Origin of the sequence: Phenylobacterium sp. (assembly GCF_004799515.1) — a bacterium.
Lineage (GTDB): Bacteria > Pseudomonadota > Alphaproteobacteria > Caulobacterales > Caulobacteraceae > Phenylobacterium.
This window is the reverse complement of the sequence record NZ_SSMX01000046.1, coordinates 15,037-36,560: the sequence shown is the minus strand read 5'-3', so window position 1 is coordinate 36,560 and position 21,524 is coordinate 15,037. Positions and strand designations below refer to the sequence as shown.

28 protein-coding genes are annotated in these 21,524 nt (G+C 69.4%); 14 read left to right on the top strand and 14 right to left on the bottom strand.

What is annotated here, in order from left to right; translation table 11 throughout:
• Positions 1-6 precede the first annotated feature (6 nt).
• Genes E8A49_RS17760 through E8A49_RS17745 form a run of 4 tightly spaced genes read left to right on the top strand, consistent with a single transcriptional unit; the run spans position 7 to position 3,773 of the window.
• Positions 7-363: a DUF983 domain-containing protein gene (locus E8A49_RS17760; protein WP_293384539.1), complete on the top strand. Its 357-nt coding sequence runs from the start codon at positions 7-9 to the stop codon at positions 361-363.
• Positions 356-1,117 (top strand): SURF1 family protein, encoded by a 762-nt coding sequence (locus tag E8A49_RS17755; RefSeq protein ID WP_293384536.1) that lies wholly within the window; start codon positions 356-358, stop codon positions 1,115-1,117. The genes E8A49_RS17760 and E8A49_RS17755 overlap by 8 nt, the downstream gene beginning before the upstream one ends.
• Positions 1,117-2,508, top strand: a complete 1,392-nt coding sequence (thrC, locus tag E8A49_RS17750; protein WP_293384533.1) for a threonine synthase — start codon at positions 1,117-1,119, stop codon at positions 2,506-2,508. Before E8A49_RS17755 ends, thrC begins: the two co-directional genes overlap by 1 nt.
• 2 nt (positions 2,509-2,510) lie before the next feature.
• Complete coding sequence (locus E8A49_RS17745) at positions 2,511-3,773, top strand: pitrilysin family protein (protein WP_293385002.1); 1,263 nt, start codon at positions 2,511-2,513, stop codon at positions 3,771-3,773.
• Between the two features lie 121 nt (positions 3,774-3,894).
• Here the strand turns inward: E8A49_RS17745 and E8A49_RS17740 are convergent, their stop codons facing one another.
• From E8A49_RS17740 to E8A49_RS17730, 3 genes are read right to left on the bottom strand one after another with little or no spacing between them, the layout of a single operon-like run.
• Positions 3,895-4,212 (bottom strand): transcriptional regulator, encoded by a 318-nt coding sequence (locus E8A49_RS17740; protein ID WP_293384530.1) that lies wholly within the window; start codon positions 4,210-4,212, stop codon positions 3,895-3,897.
• A gap of 3 nt (positions 4,213-4,215) precedes the next feature.
• Positions 4,216-4,827, bottom strand: a complete 612-nt coding sequence (locus tag E8A49_RS17735; protein WP_293384527.1) for a hypothetical protein — start codon at positions 4,825-4,827, stop codon at positions 4,216-4,218.
• Positions 4,824-6,089 carry an acyltransferase family protein gene (locus E8A49_RS17730; RefSeq protein WP_293384524.1) on the bottom strand — a complete coding sequence of 422 codons (1,266 nt, stop codon included), beginning with the start codon at positions 6,087-6,089 and terminating at the stop codon, positions 4,824-4,826. The genes E8A49_RS17735 and E8A49_RS17730 overlap by 4 nt, the downstream gene beginning before the upstream one ends.
• Before the next feature lie 187 nt (positions 6,090-6,276).
• On the opposite strand from E8A49_RS17730, the gene E8A49_RS17725 reads away from it, so the two are divergent.
• Positions 6,277-6,888: a GNAT family protein gene (locus E8A49_RS17725; RefSeq protein ID WP_293384521.1), complete on the top strand. Its 612-nt coding sequence runs from the start codon at positions 6,277-6,279 to the stop codon at positions 6,886-6,888.
• 123 nt (positions 6,889-7,011) lie between these two features.
• On the top strand, positions 7,012-8,679 hold the full coding sequence (locus E8A49_RS17720) for a bifunctional diguanylate cyclase/phosphodiesterase (protein ID WP_293384518.1): 1,668 nt from the start codon (positions 7,012-7,014) through the stop codon (positions 8,677-8,679).
• A 6-nt stretch (positions 8,680-8,685) separates the two neighbouring features.
• On the opposite strand, the gene E8A49_RS17715 is transcribed toward E8A49_RS17720, so the two are convergent.
• On the bottom strand, positions 8,686-9,249 hold the full coding sequence (locus tag E8A49_RS17715) for a YqgE/AlgH family protein (RefSeq protein WP_293384515.1): 564 nt from the start codon (positions 9,247-9,249) through the stop codon (positions 8,686-8,688).
• Between the two features lie 123 nt (positions 9,250-9,372).
• On the opposite strand from E8A49_RS17715, the gene E8A49_RS17710 reads away from it, so the two are divergent.
• Positions 9,373-9,855, top strand: coding sequence for a peroxiredoxin (locus E8A49_RS17710; RefSeq protein ID WP_293384511.1), 483 nt, complete (start codon positions 9,373-9,375; stop codon positions 9,853-9,855).
• Here the strand turns inward: E8A49_RS17710 and E8A49_RS17705 are convergent.
• On the bottom strand, positions 9,852-10,556 hold the full coding sequence (locus E8A49_RS17705; RefSeq protein ID WP_293384508.1) for a thioredoxin family protein: 705 nt from the start codon (positions 10,554-10,556) through the stop codon (positions 9,852-9,854). The genes E8A49_RS17710 and E8A49_RS17705 overlap by 4 nt on opposite strands.
• Before the next feature lie 110 nt (positions 10,557-10,666).
• On the opposite strand from E8A49_RS17705, the gene E8A49_RS17700 reads away from it, so the two are divergent.
• Entirely contained in the window at positions 10,667-11,227 is a 561-nt protein-coding gene (locus tag E8A49_RS17700) for a sigma-70 family RNA polymerase sigma factor (protein WP_293384505.1), read from the top strand.
• A complete protein-coding gene (locus E8A49_RS17695; protein WP_293384503.1) occupies positions 11,211-11,861 on the top strand; it encodes a DUF1109 domain-containing protein in 651 nt (216 codons plus the stop codon). Before E8A49_RS17700 ends, E8A49_RS17695 begins: the two co-directional genes overlap by 17 nt.
• Positions 11,862-11,886: 25 nt before the next feature.
• Here E8A49_RS17695 and E8A49_RS17690 read toward each other — a convergent pair whose 3' ends face one another.
• The 6 genes from E8A49_RS17690 to E8A49_RS17665 form a co-directional block, all read right to left on the bottom strand.
• Positions 11,887-12,675: an EF-hand domain-containing protein gene (locus E8A49_RS17690; protein WP_293384500.1), complete on the bottom strand. Its 789-nt coding sequence runs from the start codon at positions 12,673-12,675 to the stop codon at positions 11,887-11,889.
• Positions 12,676-12,826: 151 nt separating this feature from the next.
• Entirely contained in the window at positions 12,827-13,546 is a 720-nt protein-coding gene (locus E8A49_RS17685) for an amino acid racemase (RefSeq protein ID WP_293384497.1), read from the bottom strand.
• Positions 13,546-14,562 (bottom strand): D-cysteine desulfhydrase, encoded by a 1,017-nt coding sequence (locus tag E8A49_RS17680; protein ID WP_293384494.1) that lies wholly within the window; start codon positions 14,560-14,562, stop codon positions 13,546-13,548. The genes E8A49_RS17685 and E8A49_RS17680 overlap by 1 nt, the downstream gene beginning before the upstream one ends.
• A gap of 79 nt (positions 14,563-14,641) precedes the next feature.
• Positions 14,642-15,022, bottom strand: coding sequence for a DUF6491 family protein (locus E8A49_RS17675; protein WP_293384491.1), 381 nt, complete (start codon positions 15,020-15,022; stop codon positions 14,642-14,644).
• 75 nt (positions 15,023-15,097) lie between these two features.
• Positions 15,098-15,484 (bottom strand): hypothetical protein, encoded by a 387-nt coding sequence (locus E8A49_RS17670; RefSeq protein ID WP_293384488.1) that lies wholly within the window; start codon positions 15,482-15,484, stop codon positions 15,098-15,100.
• Positions 15,485-15,548: 64 nt separating this feature from the next.
• A complete protein-coding gene (locus E8A49_RS17665; protein ID WP_293384485.1) occupies positions 15,549-16,373 on the bottom strand; it encodes an enoyl-CoA hydratase-related protein in 825 nt (274 codons plus the stop codon).
• Between the two features lie 112 nt (positions 16,374-16,485).
• Here E8A49_RS17665 and E8A49_RS17660 point away from each other — a divergent pair, with 112 nt between their 5' ends.
• Both E8A49_RS17660 and E8A49_RS17655 read left to right on the top strand, forming a co-directional pair.
• Entirely contained in the window at positions 16,486-17,244 is a 759-nt protein-coding gene (locus tag E8A49_RS17660; RefSeq protein WP_293384482.1) for a VOC family protein, read from the top strand.
• Positions 17,244-18,023: a DUF1080 domain-containing protein gene (locus E8A49_RS17655; RefSeq protein WP_293384479.1), complete on the top strand. Its 780-nt coding sequence runs from the start codon at positions 17,244-17,246 to the stop codon at positions 18,021-18,023. Before E8A49_RS17660 ends, E8A49_RS17655 begins: the two co-directional genes overlap by 1 nt.
• 6 nt (positions 18,024-18,029) lie before the next feature.
• Here the strand turns inward: E8A49_RS17655 and E8A49_RS17650 are convergent, their stop codons facing one another.
• Entirely contained in the window at positions 18,030-18,728 is a 699-nt protein-coding gene (locus E8A49_RS17650; protein ID WP_293384476.1) for a Crp/Fnr family transcriptional regulator, read from the bottom strand.
• Positions 18,729-19,106: 378 nt separating this feature from the next.
• The gene (locus tag E8A49_RS17645; protein ID WP_293384473.1) at positions 19,107-19,502 is read right to left on the bottom strand and encodes a hypothetical protein; all 396 of its coding nucleotides are present in this window, start codon (positions 19,500-19,502) and stop codon (positions 19,107-19,109) included.
• A 419-nt stretch (positions 19,503-19,921) separates the two neighbouring features.
• Here E8A49_RS17645 and E8A49_RS17640 point away from each other — a divergent pair, with 419 nt between their 5' ends.
• The gene (locus E8A49_RS17640; RefSeq protein ID WP_293384470.1) at positions 19,922-20,284 is read left to right on the top strand and encodes a hypothetical protein; all 363 of its coding nucleotides are present in this window, start codon (positions 19,922-19,924) and stop codon (positions 20,282-20,284) included.
• Between the two features lie 52 nt (positions 20,285-20,336).
• Positions 20,337-20,807, top strand: a complete 471-nt coding sequence (locus tag E8A49_RS17635) for a hypothetical protein (RefSeq protein WP_293384467.1) — start codon at positions 20,337-20,339, stop codon at positions 20,805-20,807.
• Positions 20,808-20,829: 22 nt separating this feature from the next.
• Here E8A49_RS17635 and E8A49_RS17630 read toward each other — a convergent pair whose 3' ends face one another.
• Complete coding sequence (locus tag E8A49_RS17630; RefSeq protein ID WP_293384464.1) at positions 20,830-21,036, bottom strand: helix-turn-helix transcriptional regulator; 207 nt, start codon at positions 21,034-21,036, stop codon at positions 20,830-20,832.
• A gap of 120 nt (positions 21,037-21,156) precedes the next feature.
• Between E8A49_RS17630 and E8A49_RS17625 the strand changes: the two genes are divergently transcribed.
• Positions 21,157-21,504: a hypothetical protein gene (locus E8A49_RS17625; protein ID WP_293384461.1), complete on the top strand. Its 348-nt coding sequence runs from the start codon at positions 21,157-21,159 to the stop codon at positions 21,502-21,504.
• The last annotated feature ends 20 nt before the right edge of the window (positions 21,505-21,524 follow it).

Genomic DNA, 21,524 nt, shown 5'->3' with positions numbered 1-21,524 from the left:
CCGGCGATGAGCAAACCCGATCCGCTCCTGTCGGGCGCAGCCGGCCGCTGCCCCAACTGCGGAGAGGGCCATCTCTTCGAAGGCTTCCTGAAGGTCTCGCCGCTCTGCGAGGCCTGTGGCTTCGACCTGGCGGCGGCCGACAGCGGCGACGGGCCGGCGGTGTTCGTGATCCTGATCGCGGGCCTGATCGTGGCCTTTGGCGCGCTTTTCACCATGGTGGCCTGGCGCACGCCCGTATGGCTGACCCTGCTCATCTGGCTGCCGATGACCTTCGTCATCGTGCTCGTTCTGCTTCGGCCTATGAAGGGGCTGATGCTGGCCGCCCAGTTCAAGAACAAGGCCTCCCAAGCACGCCATGACTGAGGCCTGGGAGCCGAGGGTGGAGGCCGGGCCCGTGCGGCCCGAGCCGAAGGGGTTCCCCGTCGGCCTGACGGTGGCCACCGTGATCGTCTTCGTCATCCTGATCGGCCTGGGCGTCTGGCAGCTGCAGCGCCTGAAGTGGAAGGAAGCCCTGCTGGCCGGAATCGCCCGCGCTGAGGCCTCGCCCGCCCAGCCGCTGGCGCCGGTGCTGGACGGCTTGGCCGCCGGCCGCGACGCGGAATTCCGGCGGGTGACGGTCACCTGCCCAGGCTTGGCGGGCGCGCCGGCGCTGGAGCTCTACAGCCTGCGCGAGGGCCAGATCGGCTACCGGCTGATCTCCGCCTGCCAACTGGCTGACGGCCCCTACAGGGCCATCCTGGTGGACCGCGGCTTCATCCCCGACACGGTCAGCGCCCGGCCGCCGGCCGACGCCGCCAACCACGATCCGGTCGCCCTGACCGGCGTCCTGCGCAAGGGCGACCGGGGCAACTTCATGACCCCGCCCAACACCCCGCAGCGCTGGTACCTGCACGACGCCAAGGCCATGGCCGCGGCCCTGCGCGCCCCGCCGCCGGTCGCGCCGCTGTTCCTGATGGCCGAGACCTCGGCCAATCCGGACTTCAAGGCGTTGATCCCGGCGCCCTTCCCGGTGGACATCCCCAACCGGCACTTGGAGTACGCGCTCACCTGGTTCGGCCTTGCCGGCGCCCTGGCCGGCGTCTATGGCGCGGCGGTCTTCAAGCGGATGAGGGGCTGATGCGCTACGTCTCGACGCGCGGGCAGGCGCCTCATGTCGGCTTCGTGGACGCCGTGCTGGGCGGTCTCGCGCCCGACGGCGGCCTCTATGTGCCGCAGGCCTGGCCGCTGCTGCGCCCCGAGGAGATCGCGGGCTTCGCCGGCCAGCCCTACGCCAAGGTGGCGGCGCGGGTGATCGGCGCCTTCTCCGAGGGCGAGATCGCCGCCGCCGACCTGCGCCAGATGTGCGCGGAGGCCTATTCGACCTTCACCCATTCGGCGGTCGTGCCGCTCACCCAACTCTCGCCCAGCGTCTTCCTGGCCGAGCTGTTCCATGGCCCCAGCCTCGCCTTCAAGGACGTGGCGATGCAGATCCTGGCCCGGCTCTACGACCACATCCTGGGCGACGCCGGCCGCACCCAGACCATCCTCTGCGCCACCTCCGGCGACACCGGCGGGGCGGCGGTGGAAGCCTTCCGCGGGCGCAAGAACGTGCGCGTCGTGGCGCTCTTCCCGGAAGGCCGCATCAGCGAGGTGCAGCGCCGGTTCATGACCACGGCCACGGAGTCCAACATCGCCGGCGTGGCGGTGAAGGGCTCGTTCGACGACTGCCAGGCCATCGTCAAGGCGGCCTTCCAGGACGTGGGCCTGCGCCAGGCGGTGGACCTCTCCGGCGTCAACTCGATCAACTTCGCCCGCATCGCCGCCCAGGCGGTCTATTACTTCACCACCGCCGTGGCGCTGGGCGCGCCGGAGCGGCCGGTCAGCTTCGCCGTGCCCTCGGGCAATTTCGGCGACGCCTTCGCAGGCTACGTGGCCCACAAGATGGGCCTGCCCATCGCCCGCATCCTGGTGGCCACCAACGCCAACGACATCCTGGCTGAGGCCTTCGCGACCGGCCGCTACGCCCGGGGCAAGGTGCACCCGACCATGTCGCCGGCCATGGACATCCAGTCGGCCTCCAATTTCGAGCGGCTTTATTTCGAGGCCGTCGGGGGTGAGGCTGTCGAGACCGCCCGCGCCTTCGAGGCCTTCGCCACGGCCGGCGCCATCGACCTCCCGCCTGTAGCGCTCACCGCCATGCGCCAGCTCTTCCGCGGCGCGGCGGTCAGCGAGGCCGACACGGCGCGGGCCATACTCTTGACGCTCAATGAGACCGGCCAGCTGGTCGACCCGCACACCGCCGTGGCGCTCTCGGCGCTCGCCCGCGCCAAGGACCTGCCGGGGCCGGTCGTGGCGCTCTCCACCGCTCATCCGGCCAAGTTCCCGGAAGCCGTCGCCAAGGCCTGCGGGGTGACGCCCAACCTGCCGCGCGGGGCCACGGACCTTGCCCAGCGCCCCGAACGTTTCGACCGCCTGCCCGCCGACGCCGAGACCATCAAGGCCTATGTGCGCGCGTTCTCGGAGGCCTGAGCATCACCCCCAAGGTCCACACCCTGTCGAACGGCGTGCGCGTGGTCTGCGACCCGATCGCCGGCCTGCAGACGGTGGCGCTCTCCGTCGTGGCGGGCAGCGGCGCGCGGGCCGAGGACGAGGCCCACTCCGGCTGGTCGCATCTCCTGGAGCACATGGTCTTCAAGGGCGCCGGCGGCCGCTCGGCGCGCGGCATCGTCGAGGCTATCGAAGCGGAGGGCGGCCACATCAACGCCGCCACCGGCTATGAGCGGACGAGCTTCCAGGTCCGCGCCCTGGCCGGCGGCCTCGACCTCGGCTCGGCGGTGATCGCCGACCTCGTGCAGCGCCCGGCCATGGACGCTGGCGACCTCACCCGCGAGAAACAGGTGGTGGGCCAGGAGATCGCGGAGGCCGCCGATGCTCCCGACGACCTGGTCTTCGAACTGGCCCAGGGCGAGGCCTTCGCCGGCCAGCCGCTCGGCCGCCCGATCCTCGGCACCCCGGCCTCCATCGGGACCGCCGCGCCGGACAGCCTGAACGCCTGGCGCGAGCGGCTCTATGGGCCCCAGACCCTGGTGGTCAGCGCCGCCGGGGCGGTGGACGAGGACGAGCTCCTGGCCCTGGCGGAACGCGACTTCGGGCAGGCCCGGGGCGTGGCCCCGCCGACGCCGGCGCCCGCCCAGTTCGCCGGCGGCCGCCGCGCCCAGGCCAAGAGCCTGGAGCAGGCGAACCTCGTCCTGCTGTTGCCGGCGGTGGGCGCCACGGACGACGCCTATTTCGCCCTGCGGCTGCTGGCCGAGGTCCTCGGCGGCGGCATGGCCTCGCGGCTGTTCCAGGAGGCGCGCGAGGTGCGCGGCCTCGCCTATGCCATCGACGCCTATTCCGAGACCTACGCCGACGTGGGCGTGCTGGGCGTCTACGCGGGCTGCGAGGCCAAGGACGCCGAGGAGCTGGCGCGGGTGGCGGCGGGCGAGATCGCCGGCATGCTGACGCCGGTGGGGGAGGCGGAGCTCAGCCGCGCCAAGGCCCAGCTGAAGGGCGCCATGTTCATGGGCCGCGAGAGCGCGCTGGCCCGCGCCGAACAGGCCGCCGGCCAGGTCCTCCTGTTCGGCCGCACCCTCGATCCGCTGCAGATCGCCGCCGAGGTTGACGCAGTGACGCCGGCCGACCTCGTGGCGCTGACCGAACGCATCCTCAGCCAGAAGAAGGCCGCGGTCGCCGTGCTGGGGCCCAAGGCCTCGCTGAAGGCCGCCCCGGCGTTCGAGACAGCGCTGTTCGGCTGATCCACTCCTCCGCTCATCCCGGCGAAAGCCGGGATCCAAGCTGAGACCGCCAAGGGCGCTCCGCTGGAAACCCAAGCGCCGCTTGGGTCCCGGCTTTCGCCAGGACAATTGGAGAAAAGAGCTAGCTCCCCTGCGGCCCGATCAGCGCCCCCAGCGCCTCCAGATAGATCGCGAACGCCCTGCGGCCGGCCGACGTGATCCGCACCTGGGTGCGCGGCTTGCGGCCGAGATAGCCCTTCTCGATGGTCACGTAGGCGGCGTCCTCCAGCTTGCGCAGCTGGACCGACAGGTTGCCTTGAGTCACCTCCAGCACCGCCTTCAGCTCGTTGAAGTCGGCGACCTCGGCGTTGGCCAGATAGGCCATGACGCCCAGGCGCAGGCGACCGTGGATCACCTCGTCGATCCGGCCGATATCGAGGCTGGGTTTGGCGGCGGCCAAGGTTCAGGCGTCCCGGCTGGCCTGGCGTGCGAGATAGAGGCCGGGCGTCAGCATGAAGCAGACGACGCCGACGGTCGCGGCGGCGACGTAGCCCACCATGTTGTCGATGAAGATCGCCATGGCGACGCCTGTCGCGAACCAGCCGACGGCGACGGCCAGCAGCCACGGGCGCCGCCGCATCATGAAGGCCACCATCCAGGCCAGGCCCTGCAGCACCATCACGACGCAGGGATAGATCAGCCAGATGGTCTGGCTGTGCAGCCGCAGCGCCACCGAGCCGATGCTGGCGCAGAGCGCCAGGTTGGTGAAGCCGACCGCGGCGAACACCGCTCCCACCGCGCGCGAGGTGACGCCGCCCGGCTGCGGCCCGTCGCGCCGCAGGATCCAGAACAGGATCCCCAGGAAGACGATCGACGGCCCCCAGCCGATCGCCTGGGCGCCCAGGCCGTCCCGAGGCGTGACGTTCAGGAACTGGCCGATGTGGAGCAGCATCTGGATCGCGTAACAGACGCCCGCGGCGGCGTAGATCCTGCCGAACTGCCGCTGCCAGTGGTCCTCGGGGGCGACCAGGGCGCGGATGAAGGCGAGGTCGTCGCGGGCGTCATCGACGTTCATTCGGCGGGCTCCGGATGGGCGGTCAGGGGCGCGGTCTTGGCCGGCTTCGGCGCGCGCCGTCCGTTCAGGATGGCGCCGATGAAGGTGCGGCGCACCATCAGCTGGTAGCTGGCGAACATCAGCGGGAAGGCCACGCCCAGGACAATCAGGATCTTCACCTCCGCCGGCAGGTCCAGCTTCACCACCGCCGCCTGCAGCGCCATCACGATCGGCATGTGGATCAGATAGAGCCAATAGGACGAGTCGGCGATGTAGCGGCGCGTCGGGCTCTCGCCGGACAGGAACTTCAGCGCCAGGCCGATGGCGGCGAAGGTCCACGCCCAGCTCGCCACGGCGTAGGCGGCGGCGTAGGCGGCGGTCTTGGCGCCCAGCGGGAAGATGTCGATCCGGGGCTCCACGCCTGCCAGGCTGAGGCAGGCGGCCGTCAGGCCCAGCGCCAGGGCGAGGTTCAGCGGCCAGCGGCGCGCGAAGATGTTCATCAGCCCGGCGTGGCGGTTGATCAGCCAGCCCAGGCCGAAGGCGGTGAAGTAGGCGACCAGGGCCTCGATGTTCGGCAGCAGGGACGAGTCCGGCGTCATCACCCCGAACCAGCCGCGCCACGGGCCGCCGAACAGGAAGGCCAGCGCGGCGGGAACGGCGACCACGACGGCCGCGAAGGGGCTCTCGATCACCGCGGCCAAGCCGGCGTCGACGGCCTTGCGCAGCCGCCCTTGGGCGTCGAGGCGGTTCACCGCCGCGCGCAGCGCGAGCGTCGCCGCACCGAGCCACAGCAGCAGGTACAGGAACCAAAGGTGCGTGAGCGGGAAGGCGAGGGGCGGCGGCTTCGGGGCCCTGGCCGCAGCCGCGACGTGCTCGGCTGCCGTCGGCAGGTGCCCGGCGGTGGCATAGGCCCCGTAGATCGAGGCCGCCACGATCAGGCCGAACAGGATCGGCCAGCCCACGACCAGCGGCAGGGCGATGCGCTTGGCGCGGTCCTTCACCCAGGCCTTCACGCCGCGCTTCTCCACGACCATGTGGCCGAAGAAGCCGGCGATCAGGAAGAAGGTGGTCATCCGGAACATGTGGGACACGTAGAAGACGCCGGAGAGCAGCAGGCTCTTGTGCGGGTCCTCCACCACCCAGATCGGCTGTCCCGGCAGGAAGGACATGGTGGCGTGGTAGAGGATGCCCAGCATCAGGGCGTAGCCCCTGACGGCGTCCAGTCCGTGCAGCCGGTCCGAGCCGCCGGCGGTCGCTGCGATCGATCCCTTCGAGGCGCTCATCGCCCGTTCTCCATCTGAAGGCGGCCTCCTGGCCGCGTGAGAGCGTCGTACATCAACTAGTCTATGATGTAAACTAGTCTGCTCTCGGCCTCCCTCAGCCGCGGAGGCGGCGGGGGAGGCTTTTTGCACCGCCCGCCAGCGCCCCCCGCCTTGCTCCTCGCGCCAAATGAGGCGACGCTTACCGCCCATGGCCCTGCTGGACTGGATCGCGCCGGAGAGCGGACTTCGCGTCGATGGCGAGGGGATCAGCCTGCGGCCGCCGCGCGCGGCGGACTATGCCGAATGGCGCGAGCTGCGCGCGGTCAGCCGCGGCTTCCTGCAGCCCTGGGAGCCCACCTGGCCGGCCGACGACCTGAGCCGCGCCGCCTATCGCCGCCGGCTGATCGCCTACGCCCGCGACCGCGAGGCCGGTGCGGCCTATCCGTTCTTCGTCTTCCGCCAGGAGGACGGGGCGCTGACCGGCGGGATCACGCTCTCCAACGTCCGCCGCGGCGTCGCCCAGATGGGATCGGTGGGCTACTGGTGCGGCCGGCCCTTCGCGCGCCATGGCCACACGCTCTGCGCCGTCCGCGCGCTCAGCGACTTCGCCTTCCGCTCGCTGGGCCTGCACCGGCTGGAGGCGGCCTGTATCCCCGAAAACGCCCCCTCGCGCAGCCTGCTCGCCAAGGCCGGTTTCGACGAGGAGGGGTTCGCCAGGGCTTATCTGAAAATTAACGGCGTCTGGCGAGATCATGTCCTGTTCGGCCTGATCTCGCCCTTCAAGAGACCAGACGGGCTGGACGAAGGTGTGTCGGTTTGAAACCGTCACGCTTGAAACCGGGTGTCTTGGGAGCCTTTCGGAAACCATAGGGCTCTAGGATCGAGTTCTTGGGGCTCGCAGTACGCGCGCTCGTGAAGGTGGCGGGGCGGTTTTCCCTTGGTGATGCCGAACGACCGTTGGATGTGGGACGCCACCTCGACGCTGGAAGCGTTAGGCGCGGCCGACGTCGCGCTCTGGGTCTGGGAGCCCGAGAAGGACCGCATGCGCCTGACCGGCGCGACGCGGGCGCTGGGCCTGGGTCCGCTCGCCCCCGACTGTTCCTCCGCCGCCCTGCGCGCGCTGACCCTGCCGCAGGACCGCGCCTACGCCGACGACATCCTGCGCGTCCAGGAGGCGGGCGCCGAGGTGGCCGTGCGCCTGCGCATGCGCGGCTCTGGCGTCTCCATCTGGCGCGGCGTCTGGCTGGAAGAGGGCTGCCGCGCCGCGGGCGTGGTGGCGCCCGAGACCCGCTTCGCCGCCTCCGACCAGGACATGCTGACCGGCCTGCTCGACCGCCGCAGCTTCATCACCCGAGCCCGCGAGCAGCTGCAGGTCCCCGGCCACTATGAGCTGATCGTCGCCGACCTCGACCGTCTGCGCCGCCTGAACGAGGCCCTGGGCCACGAGCGCGCCGACCTGGTGCTGGCCGCGCTGGGCTCGCGCCTGGCCGCGGCCTTTCCCGCCGAGGCCATCCTGGCGCGGATCGGCGAGGACGAGTTCGCCGCCCTGGCCGCCGCCGGCTCCTCGCCGGGCGCGGAGGCGCTGCGCCGCGCGCTGGAACAGCCCTTGCGCGTGGCCGGCTTCGACATCCATCCGACTCTCTCCATCGGCGCCGTGGACGCCCACGGCGGCATCGACGCCCCGGAAGCCGCCGAACTGCTGCGCCGCGCCGAACTGGCGGTGGAGGCGGCCAAGAGCCATGGCCGCGGCGGCGCGGCCGCCTACGGTCGCGGCCTGGAAAGCGATGGGCTCTCGCGCCTGGCTCTGGAGGGCGACCTCAAGGGCGCAATAAGCCGTGGCGAGCTGGTGCCCTTCTACCAGCCGATCGTGCGGCTCTCGACCGGGGCGCTCTCAGGCTTCGAGGCCCTGGTGCGCTGGCGCCACCCGCGCCGCGGCCTGCTGATGCCCGACACCTTCCTGCCGCTCTGCGAGGAGATGGGCCTGATGGAGGAGCTGGGCGCGATGATGATGCGCCAGGGCGCCCGCCAGCTCGCCGCCTGGCGCAACAAGCACCGGGCCGCCGGCGAGCTCACTGTGGCCGTCAACCTCTCGACCCACGAGATCGACCGCCCCGATCTGGTCTCCGACGTCGCCGCCATCCTGCGCGAGACCGGCTTGCCGCCGCGGGCGCTGAAGCTGGAGGTGACCGAGGGCGACGTCATGCGCGACCCCGACCGCGCCGCCGTCATCCTGGGCGACCTGCGGGCCGCCGGCGCGGCGCTGGCGCTGGACGATTTCGGCACCGGCTTCTCGTCCCTGAGCTACCTGACGCGCCTGCCCTTCGACACGCTGAAGATCGACCGCTACTTTGTGCGCACCATGGCCACCAACGAGGGCTCGCTGAAGATCGTCTCCTCGGTCGTGAAGCTGGGCCAGGACCTGGCGCTGGAGGTGGTGGCCGAGGGCGTCGAGAACGCCGGCATGGCCCGCCAGCTGCTCTCGCTGGGCTGCGACTACGGCCAGGGCTTCGGCTACGCGCCCGCCCTGTCGGCTCAGGAAGCCGAGGTCTACCTCAACGAAAGCTACGTCGACGGCGCCGCCCCGGTGAAGGCCAAGGGCTCGCGGGGCTGAACCGCCTCAGGCCCGTCCGCCCTCGGCGCCCAGGCGCTGGGGATCGACGCCCAGCTTGGCCAGGGCCAGGCTCCATTTGCGGGCGTGGTCCTGGCCGAAGACCAGCTCGTCGTCGGCCTCGCAGGTCAGCCAGACGTTCTCCTTGATCTCGTCCTCGAGCTGGCCCGCGCCCCACCCGGCGTAGCCCAGGGCCAGCACGCTCTTCGACGGCGCGCCGTTGTCGCAGGCGATGGCCTCCAGCACCTCGCGGGTGGCGGTGAGCGCCACGCCGGGGCCGACGTCGAGGCTGGCCTCGCCGCCGTAGTCGGTGCTGTGCAGCACGAAGCCGCGCTCGCGCTCCACGGGACCGCCCAGCAGCACCAGGTCCGGAGGCAGCTCGATGGTGGACTTGACCTCCAGCCGCTCCAGCAGCTCCGGCACCGTCAGCCCCTCGACGGGATTGTTCACCGCCAGGCCCATGGCATGGCGCCGGTCGTGGGCGCAGACCAGAATCAACGCGCGTTCGAACCGCGGGTCGGAAATGCCCGGCATGGCGATCAGGAGCTGACCGGAGAAGAAACCGCCTGTCATCGCTGCAAGTTTCCGCCGTGGCCGGGGCGCTTTCAAGGAAAAGGGCGCCTCTTCGCTTGCGGTGCGCGGAGATGACGCTATGCCCGCTAGGCGACAAAACCCGCGCTCAGAGGAACGGATCCCATGACCATCAAAGTTGGCGACAAGCTGCCCAGCGTCACCATCACCCTGGCCACCGCCGAGGGTCCCAAGCCGGTCTCCAGCGACGAGTTCTTCGCGGGCAAGACGGTGGCCCTGTTCGCCCTGCCGGGCGCCTTCACGCCCACCTGCTCGGCCAAGCATCTGCCGGGCTTCAAGCAGCTGGCCAGCGACATCAAGGCCAAGGGCGTCGACGTCATCGCCTGCCTGTCGGTCAACGACGCCTTCGTCATGCGCGCCTGGGCCGAGGATCAGGCGGTGGGCGAGGACATCGTGATGATCGCCGACGGCGGCGCGGCCTTCACCGACGCGGTGGGCCTCAGCTTCGACGCCTCGCGCTTCGGGATGGGCAAGCGCTCGCAGCGCTATTCCATGATCGTCAAGGACGGGACGGTCACCGAGCTCAACATCGAGGAGGCCGGCGAGTTCAAGGTCTCCGCCGCCGACTACCTGCTGGCCCAGCTCTAGCCCTTGGCGGCGGCCAGGATCGGGCCTCCGGGCCCGGCCTGGAGCAGGACCGCGGCCTTCAGGTCCGGCGGCCCCTTGGGCAGGGCGAAGCGTTTCTCGCCGCCGGACCACTCGCCCAGCCGCACCAACTGGCGGACCGCATTCTTGATCGGCAGGGTCTTGCCGTTGTTCTCGCCGCGCTTGACCGGCACCTGCTCGACCTTGGGATCGTAGCGCACCAGCCAGACCGCCGCGGACTTGGCGGGCGCCGCCCCGGAGACCGAGACCTCGGCCGCCGTCAGGCCGACCTGCGGCCCGCCGGCCGGCAGGGCCGCGGCCCGCAGCGCCTGGTCGATCTCGGCCACGCTCTGGCCCACGGTGTCGGTCCGGCCGTTCACCACCACCTGCGGCGTGCCGACATTGTTGTGGCGCAGGCCCCGGGCGTAGGCCCACTGGCGGTCGGTGAAGGCCTGCTGGGCGAAGGTGTCCTTCCAGCCCTGGTCGTCCCAGTAGGTGACCCCGAAGGAGAGCGCCAGGATCTCCGGCCGCGCCGAGATCGCCGCCACCGCCAGGTCGGCCGGCGGACAGGAGGAGCAGCCCTGGCTGGTGTAGAGCTCGACCACCTGGATCGGCCCGGATTGCAGAGCGGCGGGCTGGGCGAGGGCGGGCTGGCCGAGGACCAGGGCTGCGGCGCCGGCCAGGGCGGCGGTCAGGGCCTTCATGGCGATCTCCAGTGAAGCTCTATCCGGGTTCGCTCAGACGCGCGCTTAGGTTACGAAGGGTCAAGGCGTAACTTTTCTTTGGCCTTGAGCGAACCCTTCAGTCGGCGGCGTTGGACGAGATCGAACCCAGATTGCGAGGCTTGATGCTCGCCGGCCTCGCCGGGGAGGCCGAGCCCTATCGCCGGCTGTTGGACGAGCTCAGCAGGCTGCTGCGCGCCTTCTACGGCCGCCGCTGCCCGCCGGGCCTGGACGCCGAGGACCTGGTGCAGGAGACGCTGATCGCCGTGCATAGCCGCCGGGCCACCTATGACCCGGGCCAGCCCTTCACCGCCTGGGCCTATGCGATCGCGCGCTACAAGCTGATCGACGCCCTGCGCCGCGCGCGTCTGCACCTGCGCGCGCCCGCCGAGGAGGCCGACGCCCTGTTCTCGGCTCTGGACGCCGCGGGCGGGGCGGAGGCCGCCATGGCCGCGCGCGACCTGGAGCGGGTGATGGCGGTCCTGCCGGCGCGGACCCGCGACCTGATCCGTGAGACCAAGATCGACGGCCTCTCCACCCGCGAGGCGGCGCAGAGGCACGGCATGACGGAATCGGCCGTGAAGGTGGCGATCCACCGCGGGCTGAAGTCGCTGGGCGGCCAGTACGGAGGCTCAGATGTCGAAGGCGACTGACGAGCTGATCGCCCGCCTGTCGGCCGACGTGCCGAAGGTCGCGCCGGGCGCGGTGGCGCGCCGGCTGGCGCTGGGCCTGGGCCTGGGCGGCGTGGTCTCCACCGCGCTGATGCTGGTGTGGCTCGGCCCGCGGCCGGACCTTGCCCAGGCGCTGTCGACGCCGATGTTCTGGATGAAGTTCGGCTATGCGGCCATCACCGGCCTGATCCTGGCCGCGTTGCTCGGGCGCCTGGCGCGGCCCGGAGCGCGCGCCGGGGTGTTGGCCGGGCTCGCCGCCGCGCCCTTCGCGGTGGTGGCGGCCATGGCGCTGGCCCGCTTCGCGCTGGCCCCGCCACAGGCCCAGCACGACCTCCTGATGGGCCACACCTCGATGATCTGTCCCTGGCGGATCGCGACTATCGGTCTGCCGCTCCTGGCCGGGGCGGTCTGGGCGGTCCGGGGCCTGGCGCCCACCCGGCTGGTGCTGGCAGGCCTGGTGGCCGGCGGCTGCGCCGGCGCGGTGGGGGCGGCGGTCTACGGCTTCGCCTGCGACGAGACCTCCGCCCCGTTCCTGGCGATCTGGTACACCCTGGGCATGGCGCTGGTAGCCGCGCTGGGCGCGGCGGCGGGAACCAGGCTGTTGCGCTGGCGCTGAAGGCCCAGGCCTTAGGAGATGGGCCCTAGGGCTTGCGGTGTTCCTGCCGCGCGAGCTCGATCTGCGCCACCGTCAGCGGCAGTTCGTCCATGGTGAGCTTCCCGTCGTGGCGCTTGTCCAGGAGCTTGAAGCGCCGCTCGGCGGCGGCCATGAACTCGGCCTTGGTGACGCGGCCGTTCAGGTTGGTGTCGGCGGCGCGCACCGGCTCGGTCTCGCCGAAGAAGTTGTACTTCGCCGTGCCGACATATTCCTTGGGCGGTGGGCGCCGCGCGCCGAGGTCTTGGCCCGGCCCCCTGGCCAGGTCGCCGGGCATGTAGTTTTCGTTGGGGTGGGTGCCTTCGACCGGCGAGGTGCCCTGGCCGAACTGCGCCAGGATCAGCCGCCCCTCGCCGCCCCGCAGGACCGCATCGGCCAGCGCCGGCGCGCCGGCGTCGCCGCGCGGCGGGACCAGCAGGCTCACGTGGCCCGGCCCCAGGACGTCGGGCACCACCTGATTCTCGTAGAAGGCGATCTCGGGCCCATCGAGGATGCCGTCCCCGTCGGAATCCAGGGCGTCGAAGAAGCCGGCGTGGTCGGCCATGAACTCGGTCTTGTCGACCACCCCGTCATGGTTAAGGTCGGCCTGCTTGAACCACAGGGCCGACGGATAGGGATCGCCCCGCTTGCCGCGATAGGGCTCACCGCAGGGGCTGATGAACAGCTGGGTGAAGCCGAAGGCCTCGGGCCCCGGACGCACCGGCGCGGGCGGCTGGGCGGCGCTGTGCTGGGCGGAAAGACCCGCCAGTCCACCCGCCAGACCCACGGCCGCCGCCAAGGCGCCGATCCTCCGCCGCTTCCAAACCCTCATCGAATCCGCCTTTTCTCACCTAAGAGCGCACACCAAGCCTAGGACGGAAGTTCGGCGCAAGGGCGCCCGGACTGTTTCAGGCGTGACAATCCCGCGCGGGGACGGAAACCGTTCGTCTTCAAGCCACCGGTAGGGCCGGCACGGGCTCCAGGCCGAGGCAGACCGCCACGCAGCGCTTGGCCAGCCGTTCGCCGGGATCGATCAGCGGCGCGCGTACGTCGGCCGGGCCCAGCACCAGGGGCACCTCGGTGCAGCCGGCGACGATCGCCTCGGCCCCCGCTGCGACCAGTTCGGCGGCGTAGGCCGCCATCTCCCGGCGCGAGGCCTCGCCCACTTCGCCAGCCTTGATCCGGTAGATCAGGCCCATGAAGTCGTCCTGCCGCTGGGCCGGCAACTGCACCAGGCCCATGGCCTGGGCGGCCAGGTATTCGCGATAGAGCTTGAGGCCGCCGCGGGTGCCGAGCACGCCCACCCGCCGCGCGCCGGAATCGTGGGCGGCGGTGGCGCCGGTCTCGATCAGGTCGATCAGCGGCAGGCCGCTCGCCCGCTGGATCAGGTCGGCGTAGGCGTGGGCGGTGTTGCAGGGGATGGCCAGGACATCGGCCCCGGCCCCGGCCAGGGCGCCGGCCATCTCGGCCAGCACTGCGCCCGCGCCGGATCCCGGAACGTTGCGGTCCGGCACCTTGGGATTCATGTCCATCAGGACGCGGATATGGTCCTGGTCGGCCGCCGCCGGCGTGTAGGCCTGCAGCTTGGTCAGGAAGTCCAGTGTCGCCGCCGGCCCCATACCGCCCAGCACGCCCAGAACGAGCGACTTATCGGGCGAGGGGCCGCTCATCAAAGGTGGCCGTCCAGGACGGATTGGTAGCCGAACAGGCCCTGCGAGCCGCCGGTGTGCAGGAAGACCACCGTCTCGCCGTCGAACTGGCCGGCGCGGGAGAGCGCGATCAGCCCCTTCATCGCCTTGCCGGTGTAGACCGGGTCCAGGAGGATCGCGTCGGTGCGCGCCGCCAGCTTTAGGGCCTCGATGACCTCCTGGTCGACGAGGCCATAGCCCGCGCCCACGTAGTCGCAATCCGCCACCACCAGGTCGCGGGTGACGCGGTCCTTGTGGCCCAGGATGTCGGCGGTCTCCTGCGCTAGCTTGAAGACGCTGGCTTCCTGCGCCCCCTTCGGCGCGCGCACGCCGATGCCCAGGATCGGGATGTCGGCGCCCATCACCGCGATGCCCGCGACCAGCCCCGCGTGGGTCCCGGCGCTGCCGGTGGCGGTGACGATACGGTCGATTTCGAGGCCCATCTCATTGGCCTGGTTCACCAGCTCCAAGGCGCATTCCACGTAGCCCAGCGCCCCGATGACGTTCGAGCCGCCGCCCGGAATCACATAGGGACGCCCGCCGCGCTCCGCCACTTCAGCCGCGGTCTTGGCAAGCTCGGCGTTCATGTCGGTGCCGCCCGGCACGCGGCGGATCTTGGCGCCCATCAGCTCGTCCAGCAGGACGTTGCCCGACTGGGTGTAGTCGATGGCGTTGGAGCCGGTGCGCTCCTCCAGGATGATCTCGCAGTCCAGGCCGAAAAGCGCCGCCGCCGCCACCGTCTGGCGCACGTGGTTCGACTGCACAGCGCCCTGGGTGATCAGCGTGGTGGCGTCGTTGGCCAGCGCGTCGCCCAGCAGATATTCGAGCTTGCGGGTCTTGTTGCCGCCGCCGGCCAGGCCGGTGCAATCATCGCGCTTGATCCACAGGTTGGGGCCGCCGCCTTCCGCCGTGGACAAGGCCTCGGTGAGCCTCGGCAGAGGCTCCAGCGGGGTCGGAAGATGGGCGAAGCGGACGGGATTGAAGCGGGAAAGATGCATGGCCCCGCGCTTACATCGAACTTGACGCTAGGGACAGCCCCTCCAGGCCCAGAATCCGGTCTCCGATGCGCAAGAGAGACTAGGGCTTGATACGCCGAGGGAGGGCGGCGGCCTCGGCCGGCGTCAGCTTGGTCATGTCGGAGACGATACAGCGGGCGCCGCGGACGCCGAGGTCCAGGTCGAGCTTGTTGCAGACCTGGCCGCTGGAGGTGCGGTCGCGCAGCACGATCGGGTCGCTGGAGGAGACCGCCGCCAGGCAGTTGCCGCTGGTGGTCACCCGATAGACGTCGCGGCCGCCGACGTTGAAATAGAGGGTGTGCGGGTCGGCGACCGTGTGGTTGCGCAGGTCGCGGGTCCAGAAGCAGGTCTGTTTGGCGTCGGGCTGGGCGGCGGACGGTGACGCGGAACCGAGGGCGGCGGCCGCGGCGAGGCCGGCGGCGGCGAGAACAAGACGCTTCATGGGGGTTTCTCCCGGATCGTTTCTGTTGTGTTGGACCATTGTCTCGGCCAAGGCAGCGCGTCCCCGCGCGGCGGATCAGGGCTGCTGGCGCTTTGGCAGCGCCGAGGCCTCGGCCGGCGTCAGCCGGGTGATCTCGTTGACGATGCAGCGCGTGCCGCGCACGGCGAGGTCGAGGTCGATGGGCTTGCAGATGCGGCCCTGGCCGCGGTCGCGCAGGACGATCGGGTCTGACGCGGTCGCCGCCGCCAGGCAGGGGCCCGCGGTCTTCACCCGGTCGGTCCACTTGCCGTCGACGTTGAAATAGAGGGTGTGGCCGTCGTCGCCCACCGTGTGCCCGCGCAGGTAGCGGGTCAGGAAGCAGCTGTCGCTGGACTTGTCCGCCGGCTGGGCCGCGGCGGGCCCGGCGGCGGCGGAGAACGCGGCCACAACGACCGCGGCGGCGGCGGGAACAAAAGCTTTCATGCCCAGGTCTCCTGAACCGTTGCTTGCCCCCGACGTCAACCTAGCATGGGCGCCGCTGGCGGGACTAGCGCCCGGCGAAGGCCGGCTGGCGCTTTTCCACGAAGGCGGCGGCCGCCTCGCGGTGGTCGTCGGTGCGCGAGGAATGCACGTGGTGGGTGGCTTCGATGTCCAGGCAGTCGTCGACCTCGCCGGCCATGGCCCGGTTGAGGTTCTCCTTCATGTAGCGGAAGCAGATGGCGGGGCCGGCGGCGAGGCGGACGGCCAGCTCGCGGGTCTTGGCCGCCAGTTCGTCGGGCTCGCAGACCCAGTTGGTCAGGCCCAGGCCGAGCGCCTCCTCGGCGCTCACCCGGTCGGACAGGAAGTAGAGCTCGCGCGCCTTGGCCGAGCCCACCAGCTGGGTCAGGAAGTAGGTTCCGCCATAGTCGCCGGCCAGGCCCACCTTGGCGAAGGCGGTGGTCAGGAAGGCGCTCCTGGCCATGATCCGCAGGTCGCAGGCCAGCGCCAGCGACAGGCCCGCCCCGGCCGCCGCGCCGGGCAGGGCGGCGATGGTGGGCTTGGGCATCTTGAAGAGCTTGCCGGCGGTGGCGCGCTGGTTGACCCGCTGGCGGGCGATCTGCTCGTCGATCGACAAGCCGCCGCCGGGCCCGGCGTTGCGCTCGTTCATTCCCTTGACGTCCCCGCCGGCGCAGAAGCCGGCTCCCGCGCCGGTCAGCACCACGCAGCGCACCTCCCTCGCCAGCTCGGCCCAGGCGAGCTGGGCGGCCAGGGCCTGGTTCATCCCGTCGCTCATGGCGTTGCGCGCCTGGGGGCGGTTCAAGGTGAGGGTAAGAACGCCCTCATCCAGTTCGGCGAGCAGGTCGGGGGTTCCGGTGTCGAGAGCGTCGGCCATGGCGGTTCCTCGTCTTTCCTTTTGGGCTTTGCCGCAATCGATAGACCCTGGCGGCGCCTGAGCGGAAGCCTGTAGCTTAGGGGCCAACGACAAGACCTTGGGGAGGACGTCCATGCGCCTTCGACAGATCGCCCTGGTGGGCGAGGACCTGGCGGCCTGCGAGGCCGACATCCGCGCCATCCTGGGCGTGGACTACGCCTATGACGATCCGGGCGTCGGCGCGTTCGGCCTGAGGAACGCGGTCTTCCCGATCGGCGAAACCTTTCTGGAAGTGGTCTCGCCCAAACAGGACGGGACCACCGCCGGACGGCTGCTGGAAAAGCGCGGCGGCGACGGCGGCTACATGGTCATCCTGCAGGTCGAGGACATGCCCAAGGTCCGCAAGCGCATCGCCGGGGCCGGCGCCCGGGTGGTCGCCGAGCACAACCGCGAGGACGGCGCGGTCGCCTACAGCCACATCCATCCGCGCGACATCGGCGGCGCCATCGTCTCGGTGGACTTCATGGAGCCCTGGGACCGCTGGGAGTGGGGCGGCCCGGCCTGGCGCGAGCATGTGGACACCGACGTCTCCGTGGGGATTGTCGGCGCCGAGGTGCAGGCCGACGATCCGCCGGCCATGGCCGGGCGCTGGAGCGAGGTCCTGGGGGCGCCGGCGCGCGAGCATGCGAACTTCTGGTGCATCCCGCTGGACGGCGGCGGCGAAGTCCGCTTCGTTGCGCCATCGGACGGGCGGGGCGAAGGCCTCTCCCGCTTCGACGTCAAGGTGCGTGATCCGGCCAAGGTTCGTGAGGCCGCCAGCGCGCGGGGTAAGCTTCGGGAGGATGGAGACGTGACGATCGCCGGAACGCGTGTGCGCTTGGTGCAGGCCTGATGCGCGCAGCCCTCATCCTCGCCGGAGCCCTGCTCATGGCCATCCCCGCCGCCGCCCAGCCGCCCGCCGGTGGCGCCAAGCCCCAGGACACCGAGATCTATTCGCCGGTCCCGCCAGTGGTGACGCCCGGCCGCCGCGACGCCGACCCGCCGTCGGACGCCATCGTCCTGTTCGACGGCAAGGACCTCAGCCACTGGGTCAACACCAAGGACAAGGCCCCGGCCGGCTGGAAGATCCAGGGCGGGATCCTGGTCGTGGAGAAGAAGGCCGGCAACATCGAGACCAAGGAGACCTTCGGCTCCTACCAGCTGCATCTCGAATGGCTCGAGCCCAAGAACATCGTGGGCACGGGCCAGGGCCGCGGCAACTCCGGTGTCTTCCTGGCCTCCACCGGCCCGGGCGACGACGGCTACGAGCTGCAGATCATGGACAGCTACAAGAACGACACCTACGTCAACGGCCAGGCCGCCAGCGTCTACAAGCAGTCGATCCCGCTGGCCAACGCCATGCGCCCGGACGGCGAGTGGCAGAGCTACGACATCATCTGGACGGCGCCCAAGTTCAACGCCGACGGCTCGCTGAAGTCGCCGGCCAAGGTCACGGCGATGCACAACGGCGTGCTGGTCCAGAACGACTATGTGCTGACCGGCGAGACCCGCTACATCGGCAAGCCGTTCTACAAGGCCCACGGCAATACGCCGATCAAGCTGCAGGCGCACGGCGACCCCAGCCCGCCGATCAGCTTCCGCAACATCTGGGTCCGGCGGCTGGCCGACTAGGGACGGCTAGTCGCCGCCGCTGCGCAGGGCCTCGAACTGGCGCTCGCTGACCGGGTAGCACTCGCAGGCCCGTGCGATCAGGCCCTCGCGGTCCAGGATGGTGAGCTGGCCGCGGGAATAGTCGATGACGCCGGCGGTCTTCAGGGCGTTGGCCATCAGGCTGACGGTGGTGCGCTGCACGCCGGTCATCACCGACAGGTAGTCCTGGGTCAGCGGCAGGATCCGGTCGCCGACCCGGTCCTGGGTCATCAGGAGCCAGCGCGCCATCCGCCCGTCGGCGGGGTGCGCCAGGTTGCAGCCTACGCCCAGCTCCGCCTGCTGCGCCGAGGCGCGCGCGTGGCGCAGGGTCAGCTCGACCAGCGGCAGGCTGGCGGACATCCGCTGACGGTAGACCTGGGCTGGCAGCGCCAGGGCCGAGCCGCCCACCTGCACGAAAATCCGCGAGGCGGTCGGTTGGCCGGTCACGGCGTCCAGCAGAGCCGCGGCGCTCTCGCGCCCGATCGTGGCGGTCTCGATCTGCCGCCCGTCGCGCATGACAGTGACGACGGAGATGCAGGCGCTTGAGGGGAAGTAGAGGGTCTCGATGGTATCGCCGGGCTCGAACAGCGGCTGGCCGCGGCTGAGACTTATCTCTCGCAAAAGCGGGGTCAGGTGCGCCGCGTCTTCGGCCTGTAGGGCGCGGAGCAGAAAATTCCTGAAATACATTCCTGTTCTCGGCCGCGAATCTCCGCGTTTCGGAACTCTTCGTGCGCCGATTGGTAAGAGGATCCCAAGCAAAAACGTAGGAATGAGGGTGATTTCGATCTGTCCTGCAAAAGTTATTGCCGGGCTATAGCGCTCATATGTCGGGTGATGTATTTATAATGTCGGGCAAAAGACATTTGATTTCTTGCTCAAACAACTTCTGATGGTCAGGCCAAAGCCAAGCTGCCATCTGTCCGGGGGACGCTTTCTGGGCTTCGCCGGTCGATAGGGCGGTCGCATCCTGAGTGGCGGACAAGAGGTCTCGCTGACCGCCGCCGCCGCGGTGGAGACACAACGCCGCCTCGCCGCGGAGCTCCGCGCCAGGCGCCTGCTGACGGCCTAGGGCTTGACGCCGGCGGGCAGGGCCGCCGTCTCGGCGGGGGTCAGCTTGCTCACGCTGTCGACCACGCAGTGGGTGGCGAGCCCGCCGCCGCCCGCCAGGGTGGCGCGGACGTCGAGGTCGCCCGCTTCGCAGACGCTCCCGCCCTCGCCATGGCCGCTGATCTGGATGGGGTCGCTGGACTGGATGCCCGCCAGGCAGATGTTGCGCATGCTGGCCCGCCAGACCGTCTTGCCGCCGACGTTCAGGTAGAGAGTGTGGTCGTTGCCCACCGTGTGGCTGCCGATGTCCTGGGGTTTGAAGCAGGACTTGCCGGCGGCGGCCTTCGGCGCGGCGAGTGTTGGCGTCGCGGCGGCCAGGGCGGCGGCGCAGATCAGGGTGAAGGTCAGCCTCATGACATTTGCTCCCTAACTTGTTTTTTCGAGAACAATACTCGCGCCGCCATGGCGGTCCAGGGTGGTGAAGCTTGCAAAGCGGCTTTCCCTCGGCGCGCTTCGGGCCTAACGTCAACACCTCCTCGGGGAACCGCGCGTGAGCGGTTGAGAGGCGGGTGATCCCGCGACCCGTCGAACCTGATCCGGGTTTAGTCAGCCAGCTATCGCTGACAATTGAAATCATTAAAAATCAAACTCTTACGTCAGATCTGCGTGGAGAATAAAAGGTCGTAGACGACTTTAGGGTGCTTTAGAAACACTCAGGAATTCGCGTTTGCGTGTGAGTTGCGTGTGAGCGGGGCGTCCCACCGTTGTGTCGGATCGGCGAATCTCCATGTTCGCTCAAATAGCGGGCTTTTAGGCCTAGAGGGGGGGCAAGGATGAGCCTGGAAACGATCGCGAAGTTGGGCGTGCCGATTTTTGCGCTCCCGTTTCTATGGCGGTTTTTGGTGCTTGGCGTGCTCGGTGCCGTCCTCTCGATAGGAGCCGGCGAATGGGTCCGCGCAGCGACCTATAAGCCGGTGTCCGCAGAAACTGACGTTGCCAAGAAGACGGCAGCTGAGCACCAACGGCATGCCGGGCCGGTACCGCCGGCGGCAAAGGACAAGGTTCCGACCAAGGCACCTCCCTCGGCAGCCCCAAACGTCAGCGTCGGTCCAGTCAGCTCCTCAAATCAGACCGGCGGGATCACTGCCGGCTACGTCGGATCCGTTGAGCAAAATGCATCGCAACCGAAGCGTTAACCTGGGTCTAGGTTTCCTGACGTTGGCAGGGTCGTTGGCAGTAGGAGGTGTAGTGAGCGCGGCTGAGCAACCGAGCGCCCCGGCAGTGACTGTGGGACCAGTCACCGCCACATCGCCGAACGGGCAAGCGGTCACCGCCGGCGCGATCGGCACCGTCAATCAAATTATGCCGACGTTGGTGCGTGGCCCTCTATTGGACAAATTCAAGCAAGTCTACACGACTGGCGCTAGAATGAGATCCGATCTCTTGAGTGGAGATCTAAGTGATCAGCAGTATCAATCGCTTGTGCAGCAGGTAAACGACTGGCTGAACAGCACATATTTTTGGCTGAAATCAGATGTAAGTGAATATGCTGCCGAGAGATTTAATTTTAGGCCGATGACTGCCATGCACGTATCATTGGCGGGAAATCACGATCCAGATATCGCTAGATCTAGAGGTAACGCCATTGTCGCTATGGATGCGCTCCTGCAGAACCTAGACGTGCTGATGAGGGAGCCGACGATTTATCCCGATAAATGAGAGTGGGAAGCGGGGCCGTCGCTTAGCTGATCGCGGCCGCGACAGCGATGAATGCAGCACTCTCGTCCGCTCCCGCCGCCCTTAGAAACTCAATGAACTCCACCACGTCTACGCGGCGCTCTTTCAACTCCACCTTGGCAACATAGGATGGCGGCTTGCTCAGCCGTTTCGCCAGCTCGGCTTGGCTCAGGCCTGCGGACTCGCGCGCGGCCCTGAGGACCTGCACCACGACAGCGTAGCTCGGTGACGAGACCCACCGCCGCATCTGAAACCGCCTTTACGACCGTGGCGGTTTTGGTAGTCATGCGGCGGGTTACTCCCATTTTGGGAGTGAACCTCGGGGGCGGAAATGTCGAAGATCGGATTGGCAGTCTGCCTGGCGTTGGCGCTCACCACGGTCGCGCTGGCGAAACCCACAACCTCAAGCCAAGCGCGCGTTAAAGCCGCGCAAGTGGCGGTCTCTGAAGACCTCAAGGACCCCGAGGCCACCAGATTTCGGAAGGTTGTCGATCATTGGGATGCCAAGGGCCGATACAGCCGCATCTGCGGCGAGTTCAACGCCAAGAACAGCTACGGGGCTTACACCGGCTACAAGCCTTTCCTGGTTTTCGTGACCGACGAGAACAAGGTGGCGATGAAAATTCTCGGAGAGGACGAGGCCACAGCGATGGCGGCGCGTGAGAAATGCGAAGGCTAGGAGGCCAGAAGGAAGGCGGA